Source organism: uncultured Porticoccus sp. (genome assembly GCF_913061305.1).
Classification (GTDB): domain Bacteria; phylum Pseudomonadota; class Gammaproteobacteria; order Pseudomonadales; family Porticoccaceae; genus Porticoccus.
Genome location: NZ_CAJXST010000003.1, coordinates 332,239 through 358,673, shown reverse-complemented (window position 1 = coordinate 358,673; position 26,435 = coordinate 332,239). Strand labels below are relative to the sequence as shown.

Sequence of the window (26,435 nt, the reverse complement as noted above, 5' to 3'; positions counted from 1 at the left end):
AGATAGGAGTCCGTCTCGTGGGCTCGGAGATGTGTATAAGAGACAGGAATATAAACATCACTTCCGGATTTCCTGTTCTTTCGGTTGGGCTCTTCAAGCTCCAGTTGGGTTATTCAGGATTTCAGTTACTCATGATTGGGGCCTGAATAAAAAATTCAAGCACTCGAAATTTACAGATGGGATAGACCAGAAAAAGTTCCCGGACATGATGGTGAAGTTGCTCAATTCGGTGTCACATTCTTCAATAATTCGAGACAGCCGATCTGATCCAGCTGTGTGAGCTGCTGGTTATTCTTGACCAGGATGGTGCCGGCAAATCCCAGCGCATTTATCGCCAGGTTGTTGTAGCTGCTTTGGCTGCGCGGGACAACCCACAAATGATCTCTGGTCATCAGCAGATTGTGTGCCGGTGCCAGTCCATCGGCCTGGTTTTGAAGTTCAAGTTCACTGAGGATTTTATGGTAATTCCGGCAGTTGAGCTCGGCGCAGCGTCTGATTTCAGCGGGCTCTTTGCCAACGGGATAACATGTTCTTGCTACCCTGTGGGGAAATGGCAACGCTGACTGTTTGCTGCCCTCTGCAGTCAATGGCAGATATTTGAACAACGGCTCGAAGGGGTAGCTGTTGTCGGTCTCGTTTCTGGTCTCGGTTAGGGGAATCATCTGCAGGTGTTTGTGGGTAATACTTGAGCCGGCGTCGGGTCCGCCATTAAAAAAAATCAATCCCCGCTGGGCTTGCAGACAAATCAAGGCCGCATAAAAATCTTCGCTATTGAGCGGTTCACGTTGATAGGCGAACTCTGTTGTTACCATCAGTATGTGATAATCCATCACGTTAAACTTATTTAACAGGCAGCGGTAATGATCGGTCAGCTCACCCACATAAAGCGCCGGCTCGTAGGGTAAAAAAGGGTCAAAATCCCCAGGTTTATTAACCTGAGAGGCCGCGTCCTTTGTCGCCTTTGATTTGCGGGCAAGGTTGGTCACAAGTCTGATTTGAAGGTGGAGGCTGTTCTGGCCAATCGTTACCTGTTGCTCGATACAACGAGTGGGAATCGATTTCAGTGCACCGGATGAGAGGGCCGACTTTGTCACCGCCTGTATCTGTTGCCAGAGTGCTGCCCCGGAAAGGTTGGTCAATGGGTACTCCTGAATTAAACCGTTGCTGATAAATAGCCGCGTAGAAATTATTTTGCGCATGACTCAGCCTGCCTGCAAGCATCAGGTTACAATTTGTAGGATTTATCAATCCGCTCCTCAATCAGGCATGCCAAATAATGACGCCACAACGCTTTGAGAAAATTCAGCAGGTGCTGAACCGCCGCCAACCGGATCTGACGGTCATTACTGACCTGGTTCACAAGGGACAAAACCTTTCGGCCATCCTTCGTACCTGTGATGCCGTTGGCATTCATCGGGTACATGCTGTTTATGATACCGGGTATTTTCGTCCACACACGGGGACTGCAATGGGTTCTCAGAAATGGGTTAAAACCGAGGTTCACCGGGAAATTACAGCGCCCATTGAACAGCTTCAACAGCAGGGTTTTCAGGTCTTTGCTGCCCATTGCGATGAGGGTGCCATGGATTATCGTGACGTCGATTACACCAGGCCAACCGCGCTGGTTTTAGGCGCAGAAAAGCGCGGTGTCAGTGGGCCGGCACTGGATAAAGTGGACGGCTGTGTGGTGGTGCCGATGATGGGCATGTCCGAATCGTATAATGTCTCGGTAGCCTGTGCGATCATCCTTGCTGAGGCGCAGCGCCAGAGGGCCATTGCCGGGCTCTACCGGCAGTGTCGTCTGCCCGATGAAGAATACCGCCAGTTATTGTTTGAGTGGTGTCAGCCAGTGATTGCCAGGTTTTGCCAGGCGCGGGATCTCGCCTATCCTGAACTGGACGACACGGGACACCTGGTGAACCCCCAACAATTTTCAGCTTTGGCAAACCGCCCTTAGAGTGATCTATGTTCGCTCTCCGCTTTTTTTTACAACAGTACTAATAAGTCACAAACTTGCCATGGAATATCATTAAAAAGCGCTAGAATCGGTTCACTGTATTTATTTTTCAACAGCATTTTTCAAAAGGTTTAGACAATGACAGTTTACAGAGCACCCACAGGCGACATGACCTTTTTGCTCAATCACGTTTTGGCGATGGATGAGATTGCGGAATTGCCAGGTTTTGAAGATGCTACCCCGGATATGGTGGACGCTATCCTGACTGAAGCCGCTCGCTTTTTTGGCGAAGTGGTCGCTCCGACCAACCAGCCCGCTGACAGGCAGGGGACGCAGCTCGATGGCACTACGGTCATCACTGCGCCGGTACTGGACGGTATTTATCAGCAGATGCTGGCAGCCGGGTGGATGGGGTTGGCGGCCGATGTGAATTATGGTGGCCAGGGGATGCCGGGCGTGCTTTCCATTGCCGTTGACGAGATGAGTCAATCCGCCAATATGGCATTCAGCTTGTGCCCCATGCTGACCAAAGGCGTGGTCACAGCCCTCAGCATCTACGGCAGCGACCAGCAAAAGGCCTTTTATTTGCCGCGACTTATCTCCGGCGAATGGAGTGGCACCATGAACCTGACTGAGTCACAGGCTGGCTCGGATCTGGCCGCAGTGCGAACCAAAGCTGTTCCAAATGGCGACCATTACCTGCTCAGTGGCCAGAAGATTTTCATCACCTGGGGCGATCATGAGTACACGGATAATATTATTCATCTGGTGCTGGCGAGAACCCCGGATGCCCCTGCCGGGGTCAAGGGCATTTCACTGTTTCTGGTGCCCAAGTATCAATTCAAGGACGATGGCACGCGCGGTGAGCGCAATGATGTCTATTGCGTCGGACTTGAACACAAGATGGGTATTCATGCGAGCCCCACCTGCACGCTTGCGTTCGGTGACAACGGTGGAGCAGTGGGCTATCTGATCGGCGAGGAAAACCAGGGGCTGGTCTACATGTTCGCCATGATGAATGAGGCCCGCCTCGCGGTCGGATTGCAGGGTGTCGCCGTTAGTGAACGGGCCTATCAGCAAGCGGTGGCCTTTGCCAAAGAGCGGATTCAGGGCGCGATTCCGGGTAAAAACGGGGTTGCCATCATTCATCACCCCGATGTCCGCCGTATGCTGATGCAAATGCGTGCCCTGACTGAAGGTGCCCGTGCCATGGCCTATTCTGCATTGGCCCACGAAGATCGTGCCCATAAACTGGAGGATCAGGAGCAGAGTCGCTATCACCAGCGGCGGGTTGACCTTTTGACGCCGCTGGTAAAGGGGTGGTGCACGGAAATCAGTCTGGAGGTTACATCCCTTGGAATACAGGTGCACGGCGGTATGGGCTACGTGGAGGAAACCGGTGCTGCCCAACATCTGAGAGATGCTCGCATTCTGCCGATTTACGAGGGTACTAACGGTATTCAGGCCATGGATCTGGTGGGGCGTAAAATTGCCAGGGACCAGGGGTTGGGCGCAATGGAGTTGATCAAGGATCTCCATCCTGTCCTGCGGGAATCCACTGAGGCTGGTTTGCCGGTAATCGCTGAGTCTTTATCTGCGTCCCTGGCTGATTTTAAAGAAGCGGTCGAGGTACTTCTTGCCAGTGCAGCTGATGAGAACCGGGCAGCACCGGGTGCCGTGGCGCATAACCTGCTCATGTTAATGGGCACATGTGTGGCAGGCGCCATACTGGCAAAAAGTGCCGTAGCGGCCTCTAAATTGCAAAAATCAGATAGTGGCAACCCGCTTTTCAACAGCACCAAGCTGGCCACAGCCAACTTTTTTGCAGAGCATGTTCTGCCCAGAACGGCCTCTTATCTGGCGGCGGTCAAGGCGGGTTCCGACTCGATAATGGCGCTGGATATCGATGCATTCTGATCGTCGTCGACAAGTGCTGACAGCGAAGCCTCAATGATTGGCGTCCAGCAACCGCAAAAAAGCCCTGCCGGCATTGGACAGGCTTTTTTCGCGGTGATGGATGTAACCGAGTTGGCGCTCAATGGTAATGCCGGGCAGTCCGATACTCCGGATGCCGGGTTCTACCATACTGGTGGGCAGCAGACTCCAGCCGAGACTGATGCTGACCATCATCTTGATGGTCTCCAGATAGTTGGTGGTCATGGTGGTTGGCAAGGGTATTCCATGCTGCTCAAATACGTTGCGAAGCATCCGGCCTGTGTAGGTGCCAGGTCCCGGAAGAATCGCCGGGTAACGTCGCAAGGTCTCGAGTGTCACCTGGGACTCTTTCAACAGGTTGTGATCATCCGCCACCATGAAAGCCAGCTCATCAGGCCAGATGATACGTGATTCGATCTTGGGGTGGGGCTGTGGCGCCAGGGTGATGACAGCCACTTCAAACCTGCCCTGTAAAATCCCATCATAGGCTTTTTCTGAATCCATAAAATCCACCTCCATGGTCACGGAGGGGTGGTGTTGGGCGAATTGTTTCAGAACCGGTGGCAAACGGTGCAGTCCGATATGATGGCTGATGGCCAGACGCAATCGGCCGGCAATATCTCCGGAGAGGTCGCTGATGGCCTGTTGTGTGTCTGCAACCTCCCGCAGGATACGGGAGGCTCTGGGAAGGAGTGCTTCCCCCGCCTCGGTCAGGGTGACTGATCGGGCAATCCGGTCAAATAACCGGCATTTCAGTTTTTCCTCAAGCAGCGCAATCCGTTTGCTGACGGCGGGTTGTGTCAGATGAATGCGCTCGGCCGCAGTTGAAAATGATCCAGTCTCGGCCACAGCTAGAAACGATTCAAGTAATTGGGTATCCATGATGTCAAGTATACCTATTCCATATGAGAATCAAAATTATAAAAAAGATGAATTTGTGTTATTTGATGGCGATCCTTAAAATACTCGCAATGATCAATTTTACTGGTGCATAAGATGGCTGGAAAAACCCTTTACGATAAACTTTGGGACGCACACCTGGTGCAGCAGCGAGCAGACGGTTCTTCGCTACTGTATATCGACCGTCATATTCTGCATGAGGTGACCTCGCCGCAGGCATTTGAGGGTTTGCGTTTGGCTGACCGCAAACCCTGGCGGTTGGATACAAATATTGCCACCCCTGACCACAATATATCGACAGACCGCGAAGAGCGGGCAGCGGGTGTGGATGCGATCCCGGATGAAACGTCCCGGATTCAGGTGAAAACGCTGGATGAGAACTGTGAATCTTTCGGTATTCGTGAATTTAAAATGAACGAAATGGGGCAGGGCATTGTGCATGTGATGGGCCCCGAACTCGGCGCTTCACTGCCCGGTATGACCGTTGTCTGCGGTGATTCGCACACAGCGACCCATGGCGCATTTGCCTGTCTGGCCCACGGCATTGGTACCTCGGAAGTGGAGCATGTGCTCGCTACCCAGTGCCTTGTGACCAAGAAAATGAAAAACCTGTTGATCCAGGTGGACGGTGAGCTGGGAACTGGTGTCACTGCGAAGGATGTGATTCTTGCCATTATCGGTGAGATAGGCACTGCCGGTGGAAATGGTTACGCCATTGAATTTGCCGGACAGGTTTTTCGTGATATGTCCATTGAGGGTCGCATGACCGTCTGCAATATGGCTATTGAGGCGGGTGCCAGGGTGGGTATGGTGGCTGTTGACAATAAAACCATTGCCTATTTCAAAGGGCGTCGCTTTGCCCCGACTGGCGAAATGTGGGACAGGGCCGTCAGTTACTGGCAGACACTGCAAAGTGACCCAGACGCCGTTTTTGATAAAACGGTCGTCATCAGTGGCAGTGACATCGTGCCGCAGGTCAGTTGGGGTACTTCGCCCGAGATGGTTGTACCGGTCACAGGCAGTATCCCTCGCATTGAAGATGAGACGGATCCGGTCAAGCGTCAGGCTATTGAACGCGCATTGAAATATATGGGCCTGCAGGGTGGCAGTCCTGTGACCAGCATTCCGGTGGACCGGGTATTCATCGGTTCTTGTACCAACTCCCGTATTGAGGATTTGCGGGCTGCAGCAGCGATTGCCGAGGGTCGCAAGGTGGCGTCAACCGTCAAACAGGTGCTGGTTGTACCGGGTTCACAAATGGTCAAGGCGCAGGCGGAATTGGAAGGGCTGGATCAAATATTTATCGAAGCGGGTATGGAGTGGCGAGAGCCCGGATGTTCCATGTGTCTGGCCATGAATGCCGATAAGCTCGGTGCTGGGGAACACTGTGCCTCAACGTCCAATCGGAATTTTGAAGGGCGTCAGGGTAACGGTGGTCGTACCCACCTGCTCAGTCCTGCCATGGCTGCGGCCGCCGCTATTGCAGGCCATATTACAGATGTTCGTTCGTTGAACCAGAGGAACATGGCATGAAAGTGTTTACCGTACATAAAGGGCTGGTGGCCCCGATGGACAGGGCCAACGTCGATACCGACATGATCATTCCAAAACAGTTTTTGAAGTCGATCAAGCGCACCGGGTTTGGCCCCAATCTGTTTGATGAACTGCGTTACCTCGATGAAGGTCAACCTGGGCAGGGCGGTCGCGAGCGACCCCTCAATCCAGATTTTCCACTCAATTGGCCTCGCTATCAGGGAGCTTCCATCCTGCTAGCTCGGGAAAACTTTGGTTGTGGTTCCAGTCGTGAACATGCGCCCTGGGCTCTGGAAGACTACGGGTTCAGGGTGATTATCGCCCCCAGCTATGCTGATATATTCTTTAATAACTGCTTTAAAAATGGATTGCTACCTATTGTTTTAAATGAAAATATTGTTAATGATTTGTTCTCTGAGGCTGAACAGAATCCTGGCTATCAGTTGACCGTGGATCTGCCTCGCCAACGGTTGATCAAGTCAGATGGCGAAGAGCTCTCCTTTGAAATTGACCCGTTTTACAAGCAGTGTTTGCTGGAAGGGCTAGATGAAATCGGTCTGACCCTGAAAGAAGCGGACGCCATTCGTGCCTATGAGGCACAGCAAGAGATACGTTGTCCGTGGCTGTTCCATGCCATTAAATAAAGGATTACCGCAGTGAGTAGAAAAGTACTGATATTAAAGGGGGATCATATCGGTCCCGAAATCGTCAATGAAGCCATTAAAGTACTGCATCGAATTGATGAGAAATACCAACTCGGCCTGCAATTTGAAGAGGGCCTGCTGGGTGGTTCCGCCTTCGATGCGGTGGGCGATCCCTGCCCTGAAACGACTTTGGAAAAAGCCCGTCAGAGTGATGCCATTTTAATGGGCTCAGTTGGAGGTCCTGAGTGGGACGGGGTCGACAGGCAGCTACGTCCCGAGAAAGGTTTGCTCAAACTGCGCTCGGACCTGGGGTTGTTCGGCAATCTGCGGCCTGCGATCCTCTACCCACAGCTGGCAGGGGCTTCCTCCCTGAAACCGGAAATTGTGTCTGGTCTGGACATCCTGATTGTTCGCGAATTGACGGGTGGCATCTATTTCGGTGAACCCAGGGGGATCCGGGTGCTGGAAAACGGTGAGCGCGAGGGCTTCAACACCTACAAATATTCGGAATCCGAAATTGTTCGTATCGGCAAGCTGGCATTTGAAGCCGCCAGAGTGCGCAACCGCCGGATCTGTTCCGTGGACAAGGCCAACGTGCTGGAGGCCACCATCCTCTGGCGAGAAGTGATGCAAGCGTTGGCGAGTGACTATCCGGACGTAGAGCTGAGTCACATGTATGTGGATAATGCTGCCATGCAGCTGATTAAGGCGCCCAAGCAGTTTGATGTGATTGTCACTGGCAACATGTTTGGTGACATCCTGTCAGATGCGGCTGCGATGTTAACCGGTTCGATAGGCATGCTGCCTTCCGCTTCGCTCGACAGAAACGGCAAAGGCCTCTACGAACCCTGTCACGGCTCGGCGCCGGATATTACCGGGCTGGGCATTGCCAATCCTCTCGCAACCATACTGTCTGCTGCAATGATGCTGCGTTACTCTCTGCAGGCCCCGGAGGCTGCCGTTGCGATCGAGCAGGCTGTGAGCGATGTGCTGGATAATGGACTGCGCACCTCAGACATCTATACTGAGGGGACCCGAAAGGTGAGCACCGCTGAAATGGGTGATGCGGTGGTAGCGGCACTCTAAAAAGCGTGCTTAACATTAAAGTAATTTCTCTGATAAATCTTTAATAGGTTGAATTAAATGAATAAAGTTGGTTTTGTAGGTTGGCGAGGAATGGTGGGCTCGGTCCTGATGGACCGTATGCAGCAGGAGAATGACTTCGCGCTGATCGAGCCCATATTCTTTACCACTTCCCAGTTGGGCCAGCCTGGCCCTCAGGTCGGCGTGGACGTTCCGTCGCTGCAGGATGCCAATGATGTCGAATCACTGGCAAAAATGGATATCATCATCACCTGCCAGGGAGGCGATTACACCAAGGCGGTATATCCACAATTGCGAAACGCCGGCTGGCGGGGCTATTGGATTGATGCCGCCTCTGCACTGCGGATGGCCGATGATGCACTGATTGTTCTGGATCCGGTTAACCTGGCTGTGATCAAGGACGGTATCAGTCGCGGGGTCAAAAACTTTGTCGGTGGCAATTGCACCGTCAGCCTGATGCTGATGGCGATGGGCGGTTTGTTCAATGAGGGGTTGGTAGAGTGGACCTCGGCCATGACGTACCAAGCAGCGTCCGGTGCTGGCGCACAGAACATGCGTGAACTGATTGCCCAGATGGGCGCTATCGAGCACTCGGTGGCACCAGAGCTTGCCAATCCTGCCTCTGCAATTCTTGAAATTGATCAAAAAGTTGCCGCCGCCATGCGCAGTGACTCATTGCCGACGGATCATTTCGGTGCACCGTTGGCGGGTAGCCTGCTGCCCTGGATCGATGTGCAGCTGGATAGCGGGCAAAGCAAGGAGGAGTGGAAAGGTCAGGCTGAAACCAATAAGGTTCTCGGCCGCTCTGGCAATACGCTGATTCCGGTTGACGGAATCTGTGTCCGTATCGGTGCTATGCGTTGTCACAGCCAGGCGTTGACCGTAAAGCTGACTCAGGATGTGCCGCTGGATGAAATAGAATCCATCATTGCCGAGTCCAATGATTGGGTTAAGGTTGTGCCCAATGAGCGTGAGGTATCACTGCGAGAATTGACACCAGCGGCGGTTAACGGTCATCTGCATGTGCCCGTGGGACGATTGCGTAAAATGAACATGGGCAGTCAATATTTGTCGGCCTTTACAGTTGGCGACCAGCTTTTATGGGGCGCAGCGGAACCGCTGCGTCGGATGTTGCGCATATTACTGGAAGCCTGACGGCTAAAAATGAGTGGTCATCGTGTTCAGGGTCGTGTTAAACGCAATGAGCCTGGGCCGGTTTTGTGCAATCGGTCATAGTTCAGGGTGATCAGTCTGGTTATTTGTCGATATTTGATTGCCGTGGCAGTTGAACAATTCTTATTAGTCATAAATACTTGCAGACGGAACCTAATAAGGTGTGAACAGTTTTCTGAAAAGCTTCAGATCCGGGCAGGAAACTGTCTCACAAAGTAAAACAGGGAATATCCTATGACGCTGCGTAACTTGATATTGACCACCGGCTTGCTTGGCCTGTTGCTGACTAACACCGTTTTGGCTTTGGGGTTGGGGGAAATCAAGTTGAACTCATCCCTCAATGAACCACTTGATGCCGAAGTTCAATTGACCAGCATCGGTGAGCTGACTGATATCGAAATACTGGTTGGATTGGGTTCCCCCGGGGATTTCAAAAACGCAGGTGTCGAAAGACAGTTCCTGTTGACAGATTTGAACTTTTCTGTGGATCTCGCAAACCGCGCTCAACCTCTGCTTCGGATTACTTCAAAGAAACCTATTCGCGAGCCCTATTTGAATTTTCTGGTAGAGGTTCAGTGGCCAACCGGTCGTCTGGTGCGCGAATATACCCTGTTGCTCGATTTGCCGGTCTATGCCTCGGAGAGAGCCGCTGCAAAAAAGATTGAGGCTGCGAGTTCCGGCCCGCAGCTCCGCAGCAATCCGGCGACGTCCAGGCCAGTATCAAATGCATCCTCCAATCCGTCACCTGTAGCGAGTGACGGACAATACAGTGTTAATGCCGGTGATACTGTCTGGGCTATTGCCCAGCGGGTTCGTCCCCAGCAGGCCACCATGAATCAGACCATGGCGGCTATCAAACAGCTTAATCCCGATGCTTTCATCAATGACAATATCAATTTGCTGAAAAAAGGTGCCGTTCTTCGGCTGCCGGAGGGCAGTGATATCCGGTCACTGACCCAAACAGAGGTCAGGGCTGAACTCAATCAGCCCGAATCAATACCCGCAGAGAGCGATGCATTGGCCCCGATACTGGATGCCACCGATCAGGATACAGCGGCAACTGATTCCGCGGCAGCGGGAGAGGGCCGTCTCAAACTTGCTGCACTGGGCGCCGATGATGCTGGCGATCAATCCACAGGAAACGTGAATGGTGACGGGCTGACTGGCGATTCCTCTGGTTCCGGACAGGACGAACTAATCGCTGCACAGGAGGAACTGGACAAGACCCTCCGTGAAAATGATGATCTGAAAACCCGTATCGCCAACCTGGAAGAACAGTTGTCCACCATGAATCGCCTGGTGGAGATTCAGGATGACTCCCTGCGTGGCACTCAGCTGGCGGTTCAGGCGGAAGAGCCCTCAGCGCAGGAAGAGCCCTCAGCGCAGGAAGAGTCTTCAACGCCAGATACTGAAGCCAATGCAGTTGCCGAACCTGCACCAACTCAGGAAGGTGGTGAAAGTGGCAGGCCATTGGGTCTGGCTGGCTGGCTGGACTATTTGCTCTATCCCCTGATTGCATTGCTCGCGCTTTTACTGGCGGTGGTGATGTTTTTCCGCAATCGGAAAAACGATGACGACGATCAGGACGAACTCTCTCTTCAAACCCTGACTAGCCCTAACGAGTCCGAAGTACCTGAAGAAAATCTTGCCGAAACCTTTACCGAGACCGAAAAGCAATATGTCCAGGAGGTCGCCGCAGAGCTGGATGAGTCTGATTTAAAAGACCTTGAGGAGCTCGAGCTCGGCGATGGTGAAGGTGTTGACCCCAAGGGTGAAGCAGATATCTACCTCTCACTGGGGAATTATCGCCAGGCTGAAAATATTCTTCGCAAGGCTATCGAATCCGATCCGCAGGACAGCTCCTTGCGTCTGAAATTGCTGGAAGTACATGTCAACGCCAATAACCCAGATGCCTTTGAGGCAGAAAAGGTTGCACTGGCTGAGCTCAATGACAATCAGGCCGATGCCCGGGCGCTGGCCCTTGAAGCAGAATTGTTACCCGGGAAATATGCCTCCACTGATGCCCCGGACGATTCCGATGAGCAGGCTGATATTTCGGCTGGGACAACGGATTCATCAGTGGGTTCGGCTGACTTTGAGGCCCCTACACTCGATTACGATCTGGGTGATGTGTCCCCTCATGCCTATCTTGAAGATGGCGTTTACCCGCAAAATGAAGAGGGTAAATCACCGTCGGCGGATCGTGATTTAAACGACATTGACCTTTTTTCTTCAGGGGAAATTTCTGCCGATAAGGTTTCCACTGATGAAGACTTGACCTCAACATCTCCAGATACGTCACCATCTGCCGGGGAAGCAGAAACGGACTTTGATCTCGATATTGACCTCGACGACATGGACATGGGTGCACTGTCGACTGAGATCGATGAGGGTATGCAGGATATTGATTTCGATGAAGAAGACCCCGCCAAAGCAGAAAATATACAGGCCGGAGCTGAAAAACCGGAAGGCACAGACCCGTCTGACGACCAGGATGTGTTAATGGCGGAGTTGGAGAGCTCGACCGCTGAGGATGCCGAACCCAGAACAGAAAATGATGGATTTGATGATCTCGCCAGCGTGGAAGATTCACTCGGTGACGATGACGAGTCCGATACCAAGCTGGTTCTGGCCGAAGCCTATGTGGATATGGGTGATCCGGACAATGCGCGTGATTTGCTTGAAGAGGTGCTTCAGAGTGGCACCGAAGAGCAGCGCAAAAAAGCCAACGACTTACTCGAGACACTTTCCTGACAACAATGATTCCGGGACTAACCCGAGAGACAGGTTCTCTCGGGCACTCGGCTGAGGACTTTGTTCTTCCTGCCGGGGTAAAGCGTATCGCTGCTGCCGTCGAATACGACGGCAGCGCCTTTTGTGGCTGGCAACGGCAGCGACACAGCCCCAGTGTGCAGGCCTCAGTGGAAGCTGCCCTGTCCAGGGTCGCCAATGAACCCATATCGGTCGTTTGTGCCGGGCGCACGGATACCGGCGTACACGGCACCAACCAAATTATTCATTTTGATACCGCTGCGAAGAGGAATAATCGCAACTGGCTACTGGGTGGTAATGCCAATTTACCTTACGGGATAAGGTTGCACTGGGTGGCCGAACAAACAGCAGATTTTCACGCGCGTTTCAGTGCCACAGCCAGAACCTACCGTTACCTGATAGCCAATCAGGCCCAGCGCTCCGCGCTTTTTTACCATGGATTGAGTTGGGAGAAGCGACCACTGTATGCGACTGACATGCACCGGGCCATTCAGCACTTGATCGGAGAGCATGATTTCAGCTCATTTCGCGCTGCAGGCTGTCAGTCCAACTCGCCAAATCGCAACATCCACCGAGCCAGGGTTTGGCGACAGGCAGACCTTGTCATTGTTGAAATAACCGCAAATGCGTTTCTTCACCATATGGTCCGCAATATTGTTGGAGCATTGCTCTGTATCGGTCGCGGCGACAGGTCAAAAGACTGGTTGAAGGAGCTGCTATTGCTGCGAGATCGTACTAAAGCGCCGCCAACAGCTCCACCTAACGGTTTGTATCTGGTGAGGGTGAACTACCCTGACTGTTTTGGCGTACCTCTGTTTGTACCCGGGCCCCAGTTTATTGCAGAAGCCTGACCGGAGAAGAGCGGTGCTCAATAGCCGCAAACAGTGCTTTTTTGCTACAATCCTTTCAGAATTAATGGGGCGCATAGTGAAACGAACTCGTGTCAAAGTCTGCGGTATAACCCGACCGGAAGATGCACGTGTTGCTGCTGCTGCAGGAGTTGATGCAATAGGTCTGGTGTTTTATGCAAAAAGTCCCAGATTTGTGGGCCTATCCGATGCCGCAGTCATCTCAGCCGAAGTGGGTCCCTTTGTCACAACGGTCGGTTTGTTTGTCAATGCTCCGCAGCAACAGGTGGCAGAGACACTTGACAGGGTGGGGCTGCAACTTCTGCAGTTCCACGGTGATGAGGACGATGAGTACTGCCGGCAGTTTGGCAGGCCATTTATCAAAGCTATAAGAATGGCGCCGGACCTGAATCTGTCAAACGAGATGGCCCGGTTCCCCAGTGCCAGCGGCTTTCTGTTTGATGCCTGGCATAAAGACAAGTATGGCGGTACCGGAGAAACGTTTGCATGGCAGCGTCTGCCATCGGATTCAGATTTCCCGCTGATTCTGGCTGGGGGGTTGAACCCCGGGAATGTAACCGATGCCATTGCGCAGACCCGACCCTACGCAGTAGATGTGAGTGGTGGTGTGGAGACGGCTCCGGGCATTAAATCCGCTCGACTCATAGAACAGTTTATTGCCCGCGCTTCAGCCGGGTAACACGTCGGAGAACACAGTGAACAAGAAAGCCTCAATTGATTTTAACCAGATGCCGGATGCCCATGGCCATTTCGGCCCCTACGGAGGACGCTTTGTCTCTGAAACCCTGATCTATGCGCTGGATGAGCTGGAGAGTATCTACCGCAGCTTAAAAGATGATCCCGAGTTTCAGGCCCAGTTTGATTACGATCTCGCCCATTATGTCGGGCGGCCATCGCCGTTGTATTTTGCGGAACGCTGGACCAGGGAAACCGGTGGTGCAAAGCTGTTTCTGAAGCGTGAGGACCTGAATCATACCGGTGCACACAAAATCAACAATACCATTGGGCAGGCATTACTGGCCAAGCATACTGGCAAGCAACGGGTGATAGCTGAAACCGGCGCCGGTCAACACGGTGTGGCCACGGCCACGGTAGCTGCCCGTCTCGGGCTGGAATGCCATGTGTTCATGGGTGAAGAAGACATCCAGCGCCAATCCCTTAATGTCTACCGTATGAAGTTGCTCGGCGCGACGGTTGTGCCCGTCACCTCCGGTTCCAGAACACTCAAGGATGCCATGAACGAAGCACTGCGCGATTGGGTGACCAATGTGGATGATACGTTTTATATCATTGGCACCTGCGCGGGACCTCACCCCTATCCCGAGCTGGTGCGAAACTTTCAATCTGTGATTGGCCGCGAGGCCCGTCAGCAGTCACTGGCTCAAACGGGTAAATTGCCGGATGCGCTGGTCGCCTGTGTTGGCGGAGGGTCAAACGCCATCGGTCTGTTTCACCCGTTTCTGGCAGACGAATCGGTTGCGATGTACGGTGTTGAAGCCGGTGGGTTTGGCCTCGGTACAGGCAAACACGCCGCGCCACTGAACGATGGCATCCCCGGTGTTCTCCATGGTAACCGTACTTATCTGATGGAAGATGAAAACGGGCAGATTATTGAAACGCACTCAATTTCAGCTGGACTGGACTATCCCGGGGTTGGTCCGGAGCACGCATGGTTGAAAGATATCGGTCGTGTCAAATACGTGGCCATTGACGACGATGAAGCGATGGATGCCTTCCGTCATCTCACCAGAATCGAAGGTATCATGCCGGCCCTCGAGTCCAGCCATGCGATTGCCTATGCCGAAAAACTGGCTCGCCAGATGGATCCAGATCAGACTATTGTCGTGAATCTTTCCGGACGCGGTGACAAAGATATTCTGACGGTTGCAGAAATCGATGGCATCACTTTGTAATCATGCATTAATAAAAAAGAAGTTGGAAAATTGTCTGTGAACAGGATTAAACAACGTTTTGAAGTTCTTAAACAACAGGGCCGCAAGGCCCTGATTCCTTATATCGTATTAGGTGATCCCGCCGCGGATGTGACGCTGCCGGTGATGCATGCCCTGGTCGAACAGGGTGCCGATATTCTCGAACTCGGGGTTCCTTTCTCAGATCCGACTGCCGAGGGACCGGTGATTCAGAAGGCCCATGAACGGGCTTTGGCCCATGGCAGTAGTCTGCGTGATGCGTTGACACTGGTGAAACAATTCAGGGAGACCAATGCCGCCACTCCGGTTATTTTGATGGGGTATGCCAATCCCATAGAGCGGCTGGGCTATCAGCATTTTATTGAGCTCGCTCTCGATGCCGGGATTGATGGCGTCCTGACGGTTGATCTTCCTCCTGAGGAAGCGGGGGAATTTAATCAACAGCTCGGTGAAGCGGGTATTGAAAATATTTTTCTGTTGGCACCCACCAGCAGTGACAAGCGACAGAAAATGGTTGCAGAAATGGCCGGTGGCTTTATTTATTATGTCTCGCTGAAAGGTGTGACCGGTGCGGGCAACCTGGATGTGGTGTCAGTGAAACAGCATGTGGATCATATTCGCACATTGACTGACCTGCCAGTCTGTGTAGGATTCGGGATTAAAGATGGTGCCTCAGCGCGCGCTGTTGCCGACCTCTCCGATGGTGTGGTGGTTGGTAGTGTGCTGGTGAGTAAAATGGCTGAGCTGGCTGCGTGCGGTGAAGCATCACCACGGGCTTTTTCACAGGCAGTTTCAAGCCTGGTCGCAGAAATGCGGGATGCACTGGATAACTGACGGAATAAACTATGAGCTGGTTGGAAAAAATCCGCCCCAAGGGTCCAGCGACCCAGAAAAAAGATCGCACCCAGAGTGTTCCCGAAGGGTTGTGGAAAAAATGCCCGAAATGTAGTGCACCACTTTATCGTCCAGAGCTCGAAAAGAATCTCGAAGTCTGCCCAAAATGCGATCACCACCTCCGTATAGGTGCCCGCCGTCGACTGGACTTCTTTCTTGATCGGGAGGGTCGTGAGGAGCTTGCCACAGAGGTCAAGCCTGTTGATCGTCTCAAATTCAAGGATGTACGGCGATACAAAGACCGGTTGAATGATGCCCAGAAACTGACCGGTGAAGACGACGCGCTGGTGGCGATGAAAGGCACATTAAAAGGCATGCCTGTTGTTGCAGTGGCATTTGAGTTTGCCTTTCACGGAGGTTCCATGGGCTATGTGGTCGGTGAACGCTTTACCCGTGCAGCCCAGGTTTCACTGCAGGAAAATATCCCGTTGATCTGCTTCTCCGCCACGGGTGGTGCGCGTATGCAGGAGGCGCTGATATCCCTCATGCAGATGGCCAAAACCAGTGCGATTATCGAAAGGCTTAAAAGTCAGGGGACGCCTTATATCTCGGTAATGACAGACCCCGTTTATGGCGGTGTTTCTGCCAGTCTTGCGCTGTTGGGCGATATCAATGCCGCCGAGCCTGCTGCAAGAGCAGGTTTTGCCGGGCCCAATATCATTGAGCAGACCATCCGTCAGCGCTTGCCCAAGGGGTTTCAGCGCGCAGAATTTCTGCTGGAGCACGGAGCGATCGATTTAATCATTCCGCGCCCCGAGCTTCGGGATACGCTGGCGTCCCTCATCTCAAAGTTTACCCATTGTCCAGAACCTGATCATATCGATGCCCCAGCGCTCACTGAGTGAATGGCTGACCCTGTTACAAAACAGGCATCCCAAAGAAATTGAGCTTGGCCTGGAGCGCATTCGTCTGGTTGCCAGGGAGTTGGGGCTGGTGGATGTGCCGGACAGACGTTCGCCCGCAAAAACCATCGTCACCATTGCCGGCACCAACGGCAAAGGCTCTTGTGTCGCTGCACTTCAAGCGCTGTTGACAGCTGCGGGTTATCGTGTGGCCTGCTATACATCGCCCCATCTGATCAACTACCGCGAACGGATAGTGATTGATGGTCATTGCGTCAGTGATGAGGCTATTTGTGAAGCATTTGAACAAATAGAGCGGGCCAGCGGCTGCACGAGCCTGACGTATTTCGAATTTGGTACGTTGGCTGCCTTGTTGCTGATGGCCAGGGCGGAGCTGGATGTTGCGATTCTCGAGGTCGGTTTGGGCGGACGGCTTGATGCAGTCAATATCCTTGATGCCGATATAGCGATTGTCACCAGTGTGGCGCTGGATCATCAGGAATGGCTGGGCGACGATCTCAACCAGATAGCTGCTGAAAAAGTGGCCATTGCTCGTGCGGGTAAGCCGCTGATCTGTGGCGACCCGAACCCGGTCGCAGGATTGATCAGTACTGCCGACAAGGTCGGGGCAATACTGATGATGAATGACAGGGATTTTTCTGCAAGGCAGTTTGCGCCGCTGCCTGAGACTTCACTGCCGCCTGCCAGTCTTGTCTGTGCCCTGCAGGCCACCAGTTTGATCACAGGGCTGCCACCTGCTGAAGTAAATACCAGCGCAATCGGTGGTGTTGCGGTGCCGGGTCGGTTTCAAAAAGTGATTATCAATGGTGTGTCCGTGGTGCTGGATGTGGCCCACAACCCTCAGGCATCGGCATTGCTGGCAGATCGGCTCAACAGTGCTTCAGGTCATTTGATTGCGGTTGTCGGTATCATGGCGGATAAAGATATTTCAAATATTCTTGCACCTTTGCGGTCACTGGTAAAAAGCTGGTACTTTTGCAACATACCGGACCAGCCGAGAAGCGCGGATGCAGGCATGTTGTCATCGATGTTGTACAATGCCAGCGAACCATTCTCCGCCAAAACAAGCGTCTGTTCTTCTCCGCTGAACGGTCTTGAATCGGCCATTTTGGAAGCCACACCCGACGATCAAGTGGTGGTTTTTGGCTCTTTCTTTACTGTCGGGCCGATACTGGACTGGTGGCAAAACCTGCCAAAAGGAAAAAAGGATGTTGAGTGAAAATATGAAACAGCGCATTGTCGGTGGCTTTGTATTGCTGGCGCTGGCACTGATTCTGTTCGCTTTGCTTTTTGACTTTTCCGATGCTGCCAAGGTCGATACTCGCTCGCAAATTCCCGACTCTCCGGAAATCACTCCTGTGGTCGTCGATGAACCGGATCGCCCAGACAATATTGACGCGGCAATAGATGATGAAAATATCTTCCTGCCCGAGATTTCCCAAGAGGTAGAGGCAGAGCTCAAGTCTTCCTCACCTCAGCCTCCGGGGTTGACTGACGACGGTGTTGCGGAAGCCTGGGTTTTGCAGGTGGGCAGTTTTCGGGATGCTGAAAAGGCGCAGTCATTGCTTGAACAGCTTCTGGCGGAGGGTTATAGCGCCTACGTTCGTGACCAGAAAGGTGATGCGGGAGCGCTGAATCGAGTCTTTGTGGGCCCCAAGGTATTGAAAAGTAAACTGGTGGACGACAAGGCGGCCATCGACAAAAAATATGGTGTCAATGCACTGATGTTGCGCTTTGAACCCTGACCGTAGAACCTCGCTCTGATACACTCTCAGGCATTCTAAAAAATGATGAAAGCATGAACTGGGCAGACTGGGCGATTATTGCAGTTTTAGGGTTTTCTGTGCTGATTAGCGCGGTGAGAGGCTTCATTAAAGAAGCCCTGTCGTTGGTGATCTGGTTGGCAGCGGCAATTATTGCATCCATTTTCCATGACGAGCTCGCATTATGGCTGGTTGATCTTATTTCAACGCCTTCTCTGCGTATGCTGACCGCTTGGATCACACTATTTATTGTTGTTTTGATCATTGGCGGTATCTGCAGTTACCTGTTGGGGAAACTGGTGGAAGCGACGGGCCTTACCGGCACCGATCGGCTCTTGGGCGTGTTGTTTGGTCTGACCCGGGGCCTGATCATTATTATGGTGGTACTGCTTGTCCTGACGGAAATACTGCCAGTGACAGAGGATTTGTGGTGGCAGGAATCACGTTTGATTTCTTTTTTTATGCAGTTTGAGAATTTCGCCAGGGAGGCCGGAGCTGCGGTGTTAGGTTTTCTAAAAAATCTGCTCTAGTGAACAGGCGTCACAGCGCAGCCAGCAAGTCTTTAAAAACGAGGTTGTTTAGTCCATGTGTGGCGTTGTCGGAATTGTCGGTAAAAGCGATGTCAAATTGCAGCTCTATGATGCATTGACGATGCTGCAACATCGGGGTCAGGATGCCGCGGGCATCATGACCTGTGTAGGCGGCCGTCTTAATCAGAGAAAAGGGGTCGGTCTGGTTAGGGATGTGTTCCACACCCGTCATATGGCCGAGCTGGAAGGCAACATGGGTATCGGTCACGTGCGTTATCCGACTGCCGGCAGTTCTGGTGCTGCCCTGGCCCAGCCGTTTTATGTGAACTCCCCCTACGGGATCTGCATGGCACATAATGGCAATCTGACCAATACCGATGAGCTGATGGAGCATCTTTTCAAATCGGACCTCCGGCATATCAACACAGATTCAGATTCCGAAGCATTGCTCAACGTTTTTGCCCATGAACTGCACTTGCAGGGTAAGTTGCAACCATTGCCCGCCGATATTTTTGAAGCAGTGAGACGTGTGCATCGCCGATGCCGAGGGGCTTATGCGGTAGTGGGTATGATTGCCAATTATGGCATGGTCGCTTTCCGGGACCCGCTTGGTATTCGCCCTCTGGTATTTGGCCAGCGCGAAACGGCGCAGGGCATGGAATATATTGTGGCTTCAGAGAGTGTCGCACTGGATGTGCTCGGCTTTCAGCTGGTCCGGGATATTGAACCGGGCGAGGCACTTTATGTGGATGAGCAGGGTGAACTCCATTTGCAGCAGTGTGCCGATAACCCACAGTTGATGCCCTGTATATTCGAGCATGTATATTTTGCTCGCCCCGACTCCATTATTGACAGTATTTCCGTTTACAAATGCCGTCTGCGCATGGGTGAGCATCTGGCAGAGAAGATTCTCCGGCAATACCCGGATCACGATATTGACGTGGTGATTCCCGTGCCGGATACCAGCCGGGTGGCTGCGCAGGCCATCGCTGAGCACCTGCAGGTTAAATTCCGCGAAGGGTTCATGAAGAACCGTTATATCGGGCGGACATTCATTATGCCGGGACAGAAGGAGCGCAAGAAGTCTGTGCGACAGAAACTGAATCCGGTACGGCTGGAATTCAAGGGAAAAAATGTTTTGCTGGTGGATGACTCGATTGTCCGGGGCACTACGTCCAGGGAGATCATTCAAATGGCCCGTGAGGCGGGTGCCAGTAAAGTCTATGTGGCATCGGCTGCGCCACCAGTTCGCTATCCCAATGTCTATGGTATCGACATGCCATCTGCACGAGAGCTGATTGCCCATGACAGAACCGAGCAGGAGGTCGCCACGCTGATCGGTGCTGACTGGCTGATTTATCAGGAGCTGGAAGACCTTATCGCCAGTGCCAAAGAGGGCAATTCCGGTATTGTGTTCTTTGATTGTGCTGTCTTTGACGGTATTTATGTAACGGGTGATGTTAACCAGGCCTATCTGGACAGACTCGAATCAGTTCGCAACGATAAAGCCAAGAGCAATTCAAAAAAGGGTAAATCGCTATCCTCAGGCAATGGTGAGGTCATTGGTCTGCATAATTCGGAAATGGAACTCAGGTAATGAAACCAGCTGACGACATTGATAACTCTCTTGCAGAAGCCGGATTGGACACACTGGCTGTCCGCGCCGGCCAGCACCGCTCTGCAGAGGGCGAGCACAGTGAAGCATTATTTCTGACATCAAGTTACGTCTTTGCCAGTGCCGCCGAGGCTGCGGCGCGGTTCTCCGGCGATCAACCAGGTAATGTCTATTCCCGCTATACCAACCCGACAGTGCGGACTTTTGAAGAGCGTATTGCGGCTCTGGAAGGGGCTGAACAAGCCGTCGCGACCTCATCGGGAATGGCCGCTATCCTGAGTACCTGTATGGCCTTTTTAAAAAGTGGCGATCATTTGGTTTGCTCCCGAGATGTGTTCGGGACCACCACGGTATTACTCGATAAATACCTGAGCAAGATGGGTGTGGAAACCACCTTTGTGCCAGTCGCCGATCTCGCCTTGTGGGAACAGTCGATACGGCCTGAAACGAAACTGCTATTTCTGGAAACGCCCTCCAATCCGCTTTGTGAAGTGGCGGATATCGCTGCGCTCGCCAAATTGGCCCGCGCACAGGATGTACTTTTTATTGTCGACAACTGTCTTTGCACTCCGGCCCTGCAAAAACCGCTCGCATTGGGTGCCGACCTGGTGGTCCACTCGGCTACCAAATACCTCGATGGCCAGGGGCGTTGCCTCGGCGGGGTGGTTTGCGGTCGCAGCGAGCTGGTCAATGAAGTGCTGTCTTTTATCCGCAGCGCCGGCCCCACCATGAGCCCCTTCAATGCCTGGGTATTTCTCAAGGGGCTTGAGACGCTGAGATTGAGAATGGATGCACACTCCGCCAATGCACAGCAACTGGCGGAATGGTTGCAGCAGCAACCGGCTGTTGAGCAGGTGTTTTACGCCGGGTTGCCCGATCACCCCGGTCATCAACTGGCTGCGCGGCAGCAGCGCGGTTTTGGTGGTGTCCTTTCATTTCGGGTGCGAGGCGGTCGGGAGCAGGCCTGGAAGGTTATCGACAGTACCCGAATACTCTCACTGACAGCGAATCTGGGTGATGCGAAGACGACCATTGTCCATCCCGCAACGACGACCCACGGCCGCTTGAACGATCAACAGAAAAAGGCCTCGGGCATCACTGAAAACCTGATCCGTGTTGCCGTTGGCCTCGAAGACATTGAGGATATCAAGAACGATCTGTTGCATGGTTTGACTGCTATCTGATTCCATCCTCATAGTCACACTGGAAATGGAAGTGAACAATATGCGTCAGGTGGTAGACAAATTGGTCACCTCTATCGGCAGGGTGTTGATAGGCAAGGACGAGCAGATCCGGCTGGCGATTACCTGTCTGTTTGCCGGTGGGCACCTGCTGATCGAAGATATGCCGGGTATGGGTAAAACCACCCTGGCACAGGGGCTCGCAGCTGTTCTGGGCCTCTCCTACAACCGTGTTCAATTTACCAGTGACCTGTTGCCTGCCGATATATTGGGCATTTCTGTTTATGACCGAAATCGGGGGCAGTTTGAATTTCACCCCGGTCCGGTGTTCAGCCAATTGCTGCTCGCCGATGAAATAAACCGCACGACACCAAAAACCCAGAGTGCATTACTGGAAGCAATGGCGGAGGGCCAGGTGACGGTGGAGGGTGAAACCCGCCCGTTACCGCACCCATTTTTTGTGATAGCCACCCAGAACCCGCTGACGCAATCGGGGACTTATCCATTGCCGGAGTCACAACTGGATCGCTTTCTGATGCGGATTGAGCTGGGTTACCCGGATCCACGCTCCGAGCGGGAGTTATTGTCAGGGGTTAACCCCCGCAGCCGATTGGCAGAGATCAAAACACTATTGCCAGCAAAACAGCTGTTGCAGATCCAGCAGCATGTAGCTGACGTGAAGGTGGCTGAAAATCTGGTGGACTACCTGCAACGCCTGGTGCAATTTACCCGCGATGACCCCGTTTTTTACTACGGGTTGTCCCCACGTGGTGCATTGGCCGCACTGCAATGTGCCCGCGCCTGGGCCCTGATCCATGGCCGCCAATATGTGATTCCTGAGGATATTCAGGCAGTATTTCCCACCGTCGCAGGTCATCGGTTGCGCGGTGCAGGGGAATGCGCCAATCAGGATGGCGATGTGCTGGCCAGTCTGGTGTTGAACTCAGTGGATATTCTTTAGACAAACAGCGGACGATGTAGTTGGCTGCATGAAGTGGAAGCATCTTGCCCCGTGCAGCAGGACAAAAAAAGGCCGTCATGATCAGTCGATTCAGGCAATTTTTTCAGCACCTCTACGCACGTTGGTTGGCACACCGGTTGCCACCAGCCCGGCAGGTGCAGCTGAATACCCGCAGTCTGTTCATTTTTCCCTCCAGAGCGGGATTTTCATTTCTGTTGCTGATCGTACTTTGCTGGCTGGTGGCCACCAATTATGAAAATAATCTGGTATTCGGTATTACCTGCCTGCTGACAGCAATTTTTGTGGTGGCCATTCTGCACAGCTTTGCGAATTTGTCCGGTCTCAATCTCAGTTGTTCTCGAGTAAGCCCTGGCCATGCTGGACACCCGCTAACGATTGAACTGGTACTTCATCAATCGGGTAAACGTCTGCGTGAAAATCTGATCCTCGCATTTGCCGGGCACGAACCGGTTGCCATTGGCATAGCGGCGACTGAGGAAGCTCGGGTAAAGCTGGGCTTTGTTCCCGCCAGCAGGGGGCTGATTGATCCCGGTCGGTTGCGCGTGGCGAGTCTCTACCCGCTGGGTCTGTTCAAAGTCTGGACACAGATAGACCTCGATATCCGTTGCCTGGTATATCCTGCGCCACAGACAGCGCTGAATCGACAAACCACAGTCAGTCCTGTAGGCGGAGATAATGGCTTAATAGTAGAGGTGTTTGAGGGCGGTGAGGATTTTACCGGGCTGAGTGATTACCGCCCCGGCGACTCGCCGAAACGCATTGCCTGGAAGCAGTTTGCCAGAGAGCAGGGGTTATATACGAAACATTATGGCTCGGCACAGGACGAGCGGCTCTGGCTGGATTGGGATGCATTTCCCGGGCTCGATACCGAAGCCAGATTGTCGAGGCTCTGTGGCCTTCTGCTCAGTATTGTGCCATTGGATATACCCTATGGACTGAAGCTGCCGGGTCTGATCATTGCGCCCAATATCACAGATGCGCATCGATTACAGGTGCTGCGCGAGTTGGCCCTGTTTGGCCTGCCAGACCGGGGAGGGGATCGGTGACATCGCCTGTCTGGAAAATTCACCGAAACGGCCTGTTCTGGCTGCTGGTAGCCTTCGCCGCCGTGATTATTCTCCATGCGGATCATTTGCCCAACTGGATATTGCTGGCAGCGTTCGTGGCCATAATATGGCGAATCCAGCTTTATCGAAGCGCCTGGCGCCCTCCCTCCCGGCTGATTAAAACCGGTCTGTTGGGTCTCTGCCTGGCGGGACTGGTGGCCGAATACGGCAGTCCGATTGGACTCGAGCCGATGGTGGCGCTACTGGTTTCGGCTTACCTTTTGAAACTGTTGGAAATGCACCACCGTCGCGATGCTTATCTGGTGATTTTCCTGGCCTTTTTTATCACTGCACTGGATGCATTGTTTGATCAATCTATCGGTAACACGCTTTATATCATCGGCTGTCTGTTGCTGGTCCTGGCCGCATTACTCGGCTTGCACGGCAGTGATGGTAACGAGGGGCAACTGCGTCCGTTAGGTAAGGCGATGACCATCATGGCGCAAGCCCTGCCACTTATGTTGCTGTTATTTATCTTTATGCCGCGACTCGGCGCACTGTGGTCGGTGCCAATGCAACAGCAAAGCGCCAAAACAGGTGTCACTGATACGATGTCCCCCGGTGACTTCAGCCGACTGGGCCGTTCCGGTGAGCTGGCTTTCCGGGTGAGCTTTGAAGACGCGATTCCCTCCCAGAAAAGTCTTTACTGGCGGGGTCTGGTGCTCGCCGAATTCGACGGTCGCACCTGGTCCAGGTCTTCACTTTCCCGTTTTCAGGATAGCAACCTGGTGCAGTGGTATGGTGATCCCCCAAAAAGCTGGGATCAGGTTGTTGATCGGAAGGGTGAGCCCCTGACATTCAGTGTGGTTATCGAGCCCACTCAGCAGCGCTGGCTCTATGCCCTTGATACACCGAAACCTGACAGTGAGGGTGTCGGCCTGACCAGGGATTATCGCCTGATTTCTGCCCATCCCCTGCGGAGCAAAAAGCAGTATCGGGCCAACAGTTGGCCCGAATATCGTCTCGAACCTCAAGGGCTGTCCTCTCAGCACCGGGCAGTCTATCTACAACTTCCCGAAGAATTTAACCCTCGAACCCGGGAACTGGCCAGCCGCTGGCGCAAGTCGGTTAGCGGTGATCCTGAGCTGGTATCGAGAGTGATGGCGTTGTACAACAGTGAGTTTGTCTACACGCTGCAACCGCCACTGCTGGGCAAACATTCGGTGGACGAGTTTCTGTTCGACAGCCAGCGGGGGTTCTGTGAACATTTTGCCGGCAGCTTCGTTTTTTTCATGCGTGCTGCCGGTATTCCGGCAAGGGTTGTGGCCGGCTACCAGGGCGGCGAGCGGCACCCCGACGACTACCTGGTCGTGCGTCAATATGATGCCCATGCCTGGGCGGAAATCTGGCTGGAGGATAGGGGCTGGGTGAGAGTTGACCCGACAGCCGCCGTGGCACCTCAGCGTATCGAGCAGGATTTGCAGTCGGTGTTGGGCGACGAGACAGATTTTTTAGCGGATTCACCGGCTTCGCTGGTACGTTTTCGCCATATCGGCTGGCTGAATCAACTGCGTTTGCAGATCGAGTCACTCAATTACAACTGGGCCCTGTGGGTACTGGGTTACGACCAGATACAGACTGCTTTTCTGCGCAACCTGCTGGGTGACAACTCGCCCTGGCGAATTGCGCTGGCCATGATTGGGGTGGGTGGCGGTTTGTTGCTTTTGCTGGGTTTATGGATGCTGCTGCCGCGTCGTTCTGAGCGGTCCCGGGATCAGTTGGACCGGGAGTTTCTGCGGCTTTGCCAAAAACTCGAAAAAGCCGGTTTTCCCAGGCAGGTGGGTGAAGGGCCGAGAGATTATACGCAGCGCGTTGCTGGATCCAGACCCGAATTGGCCAGACAACTGGTTGAAGTGACGCGAATGTATGAAACCATGCGTTATGCTGGCGAAACACCTGACGCACGTACCCTCGCCAGGACAATTCATAGTCTGCGTATTAATCGTTCAGGATAGCGCTGTTATTTGGTCAGCATATTGCGGGCCCCTTTAACGAAGGAAGTCGCCTTGTCTTTCTGTTCGTATTCTGCGGCGGGCTGGTTGATTCCCCGTTGGAAAGCGGGTCGCTCGTCCAGTAGGGCGAGCCAACGTTGCAAGTGGGGGAAAGGCTGGATGTCGATCCCGGACCAGTCGTAAATTCGTACCCAGGCCCAATTGGCGATATCGGCGATACTCAGCTCATTGGTGAGAAACTGCCTGCCTTTCAGATGACTGTCCAGAACGCCAAAGAGACGTTTTACCTCGTTCTGATAACGATCAATTGCCGGTTGATAGGTTTCATCCCAGTAGCGGTACCAGACATTGGCCTGGCCCATCATCGGGCCGATACCGCCCATCTGGAACATCAGCCACTGCAGAGTACGAGACCGCTCCTTTGGATCGCTAGATAGCAACTGTCCGGTTTTCTCCGCCAGATAGATCAATATGGCCCCCGACTCAAAAACCGTAAAATTGTCATTGGCGCGATCTACAATAGTGGGGATTCTGCCATTGGGATTGAGTGCAAGGTACCAGGGCTGCTTTTGTTCATTCTCGCTCAGGCTGAGTGCACGCATCTCATAGGGCAAATCCAGTTCTTCAAGCGCGATACTGACTTTGTGGCCATTGGGGGTGGCAGCAGTGTAGAGTTCAATCATGGGTAATGTGCTCCTGATCCAAGTCAGCAGAGATTAGGACAGTAAATT

The 26,435-nt window shown here is 53.1% G+C and carries 23 protein-coding genes; 20 read left to right on the top strand and 3 right to left on the bottom strand.

Features of this window, described 5'->3' with window-relative positions; translation table 11 throughout:
* Positions 1-221 precede the first annotated feature (221 nt).
* Positions 222-1,199, bottom strand: coding sequence for a hypothetical protein (locus QZ516_RS05440; RefSeq protein WP_297187280.1), 978 nt, complete (start codon positions 1,197-1,199; stop codon positions 222-224).
* A 77-nt stretch (positions 1,200-1,276) separates the two neighbouring features.
* Here QZ516_RS05440 and trmH point away from each other — a divergent pair, with 77 nt between their 5' ends.
* Positions 1,277-1,957, top strand: a complete 681-nt coding sequence (trmH, locus tag QZ516_RS05435; protein WP_297187277.1) for a tRNA (guanosine(18)-2'-O)-methyltransferase TrmH — start codon at positions 1,277-1,279, stop codon at positions 1,955-1,957.
* Positions 1,958-2,095: 138 nt separating this feature from the next.
* On the top strand, positions 2,096-3,874 hold the full coding sequence (locus QZ516_RS05430) for an acyl-CoA dehydrogenase (protein WP_297187275.1): 1,779 nt from the start codon (positions 2,096-2,098) through the stop codon (positions 3,872-3,874).
* Positions 3,875-3,904: 30 nt separating this feature from the next.
* On the opposite strand, the gene QZ516_RS05425 is transcribed toward QZ516_RS05430, so the two are convergent.
* Entirely contained in the window at positions 3,905-4,774 is an 870-nt protein-coding gene (locus QZ516_RS05425; RefSeq protein WP_297187272.1) for a LysR family transcriptional regulator, read from the bottom strand.
* Positions 4,775-4,888: 114 nt separating this feature from the next.
* On the opposite strand from QZ516_RS05425, the gene leuC reads away from it, so the two are divergent.
* From leuC to QZ516_RS05335, 18 genes are all read left to right on the top strand, one after another.
* Complete coding sequence (leuC, locus tag QZ516_RS05420; protein ID WP_297187270.1) at positions 4,889-6,325, top strand: 3-isopropylmalate dehydratase large subunit; 1,437 nt, start codon at positions 4,889-4,891, stop codon at positions 6,323-6,325.
* Positions 6,322-6,969: a 3-isopropylmalate dehydratase small subunit gene (gene leuD, locus QZ516_RS05415; RefSeq protein WP_297187268.1), complete on the top strand. Its 648-nt coding sequence runs from the start codon at positions 6,322-6,324 to the stop codon at positions 6,967-6,969. The genes leuC and leuD overlap by 4 nt, the downstream gene beginning before the upstream one ends.
* 12 nt (positions 6,970-6,981) lie before the next feature.
* A complete protein-coding gene (gene leuB / locus QZ516_RS05410) occupies positions 6,982-8,055 on the top strand; it encodes a 3-isopropylmalate dehydrogenase (RefSeq protein ID WP_297187266.1) in 1,074 nt (357 codons plus the stop codon).
* 57 nt (positions 8,056-8,112) lie between these two features.
* Complete coding sequence (asd, locus tag QZ516_RS05405) at positions 8,113-9,228, top strand: aspartate-semialdehyde dehydrogenase (protein ID WP_297187263.1); 1,116 nt, start codon at positions 8,113-8,115, stop codon at positions 9,226-9,228.
* Positions 9,229-9,480: 252 nt separating this feature from the next.
* The gene (locus QZ516_RS05400; RefSeq protein ID WP_297187256.1) at positions 9,481-12,000 is read left to right on the top strand and encodes a FimV/HubP family polar landmark protein; all 2,520 of its coding nucleotides are present in this window, start codon (positions 9,481-9,483) and stop codon (positions 11,998-12,000) included.
* A gap of 5 nt (positions 12,001-12,005) precedes the next feature.
* Positions 12,006-12,869 (top strand): tRNA pseudouridine(38-40) synthase TruA, encoded by an 864-nt coding sequence (truA, locus tag QZ516_RS05395; RefSeq protein ID WP_297187253.1) that lies wholly within the window; start codon positions 12,006-12,008, stop codon positions 12,867-12,869.
* Between the two features lie 76 nt (positions 12,870-12,945).
* Positions 12,946-13,566 carry a phosphoribosylanthranilate isomerase gene (locus QZ516_RS05390; RefSeq protein ID WP_297187250.1) on the top strand — a complete coding sequence of 207 codons (621 nt, stop codon included), beginning with the start codon at positions 12,946-12,948 and terminating at the stop codon, positions 13,564-13,566.
* A gap of 49 nt (positions 13,567-13,615) precedes the next feature.
* Positions 13,616-14,800 carry a tryptophan synthase subunit beta gene (trpB, locus tag QZ516_RS05385; RefSeq protein ID WP_297187333.1) on the top strand — a complete coding sequence of 395 codons (1,185 nt, stop codon included), beginning with the start codon at positions 13,616-13,618 and terminating at the stop codon, positions 14,798-14,800.
* Between the two features lie 36 nt (positions 14,801-14,836).
* Positions 14,837-15,652 (top strand): tryptophan synthase subunit alpha, encoded by an 816-nt coding sequence (trpA, locus tag QZ516_RS05380; RefSeq protein WP_297187248.1) that lies wholly within the window; start codon positions 14,837-14,839, stop codon positions 15,650-15,652.
* A gap of 11 nt (positions 15,653-15,663) precedes the next feature.
* The gene (gene accD, locus QZ516_RS05375) at positions 15,664-16,557 is read left to right on the top strand and encodes an acetyl-CoA carboxylase, carboxyltransferase subunit beta (RefSeq protein ID WP_036860168.1); all 894 of its coding nucleotides are present in this window, start codon (positions 15,664-15,666) and stop codon (positions 16,555-16,557) included.
* Positions 16,535-17,794 carry a Mur ligase family protein gene (locus tag QZ516_RS05370; RefSeq protein ID WP_297187245.1) on the top strand — a complete coding sequence of 420 codons (1,260 nt, stop codon included), beginning with the start codon at positions 16,535-16,537 and terminating at the stop codon, positions 17,792-17,794. The genes accD and QZ516_RS05370 overlap by 23 nt, the downstream gene beginning before the upstream one ends.
* On the top strand, positions 17,784-18,320 hold the full coding sequence (locus QZ516_RS05365) for an SPOR domain-containing protein (protein WP_297187242.1): 537 nt from the start codon (positions 17,784-17,786) through the stop codon (positions 18,318-18,320). The genes QZ516_RS05370 and QZ516_RS05365 overlap by 11 nt, the downstream gene beginning before the upstream one ends.
* A 53-nt stretch (positions 18,321-18,373) precedes the next feature.
* Entirely contained in the window at positions 18,374-18,868 is a 495-nt protein-coding gene (locus tag QZ516_RS05360) for a CvpA family protein (protein ID WP_297187239.1), read from the top strand.
* Positions 18,869-18,923: 55 nt separating this feature from the next.
* On the top strand, positions 18,924-20,465 hold the full coding sequence (gene purF / locus QZ516_RS05355; RefSeq protein ID WP_297187236.1) for an amidophosphoribosyltransferase: 1,542 nt from the start codon (positions 18,924-18,926) through the stop codon (positions 20,463-20,465).
* Positions 20,465-21,667 carry an O-succinylhomoserine sulfhydrylase gene (locus QZ516_RS05350; RefSeq protein WP_297187234.1) on the top strand — a complete coding sequence of 401 codons (1,203 nt, stop codon included), beginning with the start codon at positions 20,465-20,467 and terminating at the stop codon, positions 21,665-21,667. Before purF ends, QZ516_RS05350 begins: the two co-directional genes overlap by 1 nt.
* 40 nt (positions 21,668-21,707) lie before the next feature.
* Positions 21,708-22,625: a MoxR family ATPase gene (locus tag QZ516_RS05345; protein WP_297187330.1), complete on the top strand. Its 918-nt coding sequence runs from the start codon at positions 21,708-21,710 to the stop codon at positions 22,623-22,625.
* Positions 22,626-22,669: 44 nt separating this feature from the next.
* Complete coding sequence (locus QZ516_RS05340; RefSeq protein ID WP_297187231.1) at positions 22,670-23,692, top strand: DUF58 domain-containing protein; 1,023 nt, start codon at positions 22,670-22,672, stop codon at positions 23,690-23,692.
* Positions 23,689-25,707: a DUF3488 and transglutaminase-like domain-containing protein gene (locus QZ516_RS05335; protein ID WP_297187228.1), complete on the top strand. Its 2,019-nt coding sequence runs from the start codon at positions 23,689-23,691 to the stop codon at positions 25,705-25,707. Before QZ516_RS05340 ends, QZ516_RS05335 begins: the two co-directional genes overlap by 4 nt.
* Positions 25,708-25,712: 5 nt before the next feature.
* On the opposite strand, the gene QZ516_RS05330 is transcribed toward QZ516_RS05335, so the two are convergent.
* On the bottom strand, positions 25,713-26,387 hold the full coding sequence (locus QZ516_RS05330; protein WP_297187226.1) for a glutathione S-transferase N-terminal domain-containing protein: 675 nt from the start codon (positions 26,385-26,387) through the stop codon (positions 25,713-25,715).
* Between the last annotated feature and the right edge of the window lie 48 nt (positions 26,388-26,435).

Coding starts and splice junctions, on each gene's coding strand:
- QZ516_RS05440 (WP_297187280.1), bottom strand. CDS start 1,199: ATGCGCAAAATAATTTCTACGCGGCTATTTATCAGCAACGGTTTAATT.
- trmH (WP_297187277.1), top strand. CDS start 1,277: ATGACGCCACAACGCTTTGAGAAAATTCAGCAGGTGCTGAACCGCCGC.
- QZ516_RS05430 (WP_297187275.1), top strand. CDS start 2,096: ATGACAGTTTACAGAGCACCCACAGGCGACATGACCTTTTTGCTCAAT.
- QZ516_RS05425 (WP_297187272.1), bottom strand. CDS start 4,774: ATGGATACCCAATTACTTGAATCGTTTCTAGCTGTGGCCGAGACTGGA.
- leuC (WP_297187270.1), top strand. CDS start 4,889: ATGGCTGGAAAAACCCTTTACGATAAACTTTGGGACGCACACCTGGTG.
- leuD (WP_297187268.1), top strand. CDS start 6,322: ATGAAAGTGTTTACCGTACATAAAGGGCTGGTGGCCCCGATGGACAGG.
- asd (WP_297187263.1), top strand. CDS start 8,113: ATGAATAAAGTTGGTTTTGTAGGTTGGCGAGGAATGGTGGGCTCGGTC.
- QZ516_RS05400 (WP_297187256.1), top strand. CDS start 9,481: ATGACGCTGCGTAACTTGATATTGACCACCGGCTTGCTTGGCCTGTTG.
- truA (WP_297187253.1), top strand. CDS start 12,006: ATGATTCCGGGACTAACCCGAGAGACAGGTTCTCTCGGGCACTCGGCT.
- trpB (WP_297187333.1), top strand. CDS start 13,616: ATGCCGGATGCCCATGGCCATTTCGGCCCCTACGGAGGACGCTTTGTC.
- accD (WP_036860168.1), top strand. CDS start 15,664: ATGAGCTGGTTGGAAAAAATCCGCCCCAAGGGTCCAGCGACCCAGAAA.
- QZ516_RS05370 (WP_297187245.1), top strand. CDS start 16,535: ATGCCCCAGCGCTCACTGAGTGAATGGCTGACCCTGTTACAAAACAGG.
- QZ516_RS05365 (WP_297187242.1), top strand. CDS start 17,784: ATGTTGAGTGAAAATATGAAACAGCGCATTGTCGGTGGCTTTGTATTG.
- QZ516_RS05360 (WP_297187239.1), top strand. CDS start 18,374: ATGAACTGGGCAGACTGGGCGATTATTGCAGTTTTAGGGTTTTCTGTG.
- purF (WP_297187236.1), top strand. CDS start 18,924: ATGTGTGGCGTTGTCGGAATTGTCGGTAAAAGCGATGTCAAATTGCAG.
- QZ516_RS05350 (WP_297187234.1), top strand. CDS start 20,465: ATGAAACCAGCTGACGACATTGATAACTCTCTTGCAGAAGCCGGATTG.
- QZ516_RS05345 (WP_297187330.1), top strand. CDS start 21,708: ATGCGTCAGGTGGTAGACAAATTGGTCACCTCTATCGGCAGGGTGTTG.
- QZ516_RS05330 (WP_297187226.1), bottom strand. CDS start 26,387: ATGATTGAACTCTACACTGCTGCCACCCCCAATGGCCACAAAGTCAGT.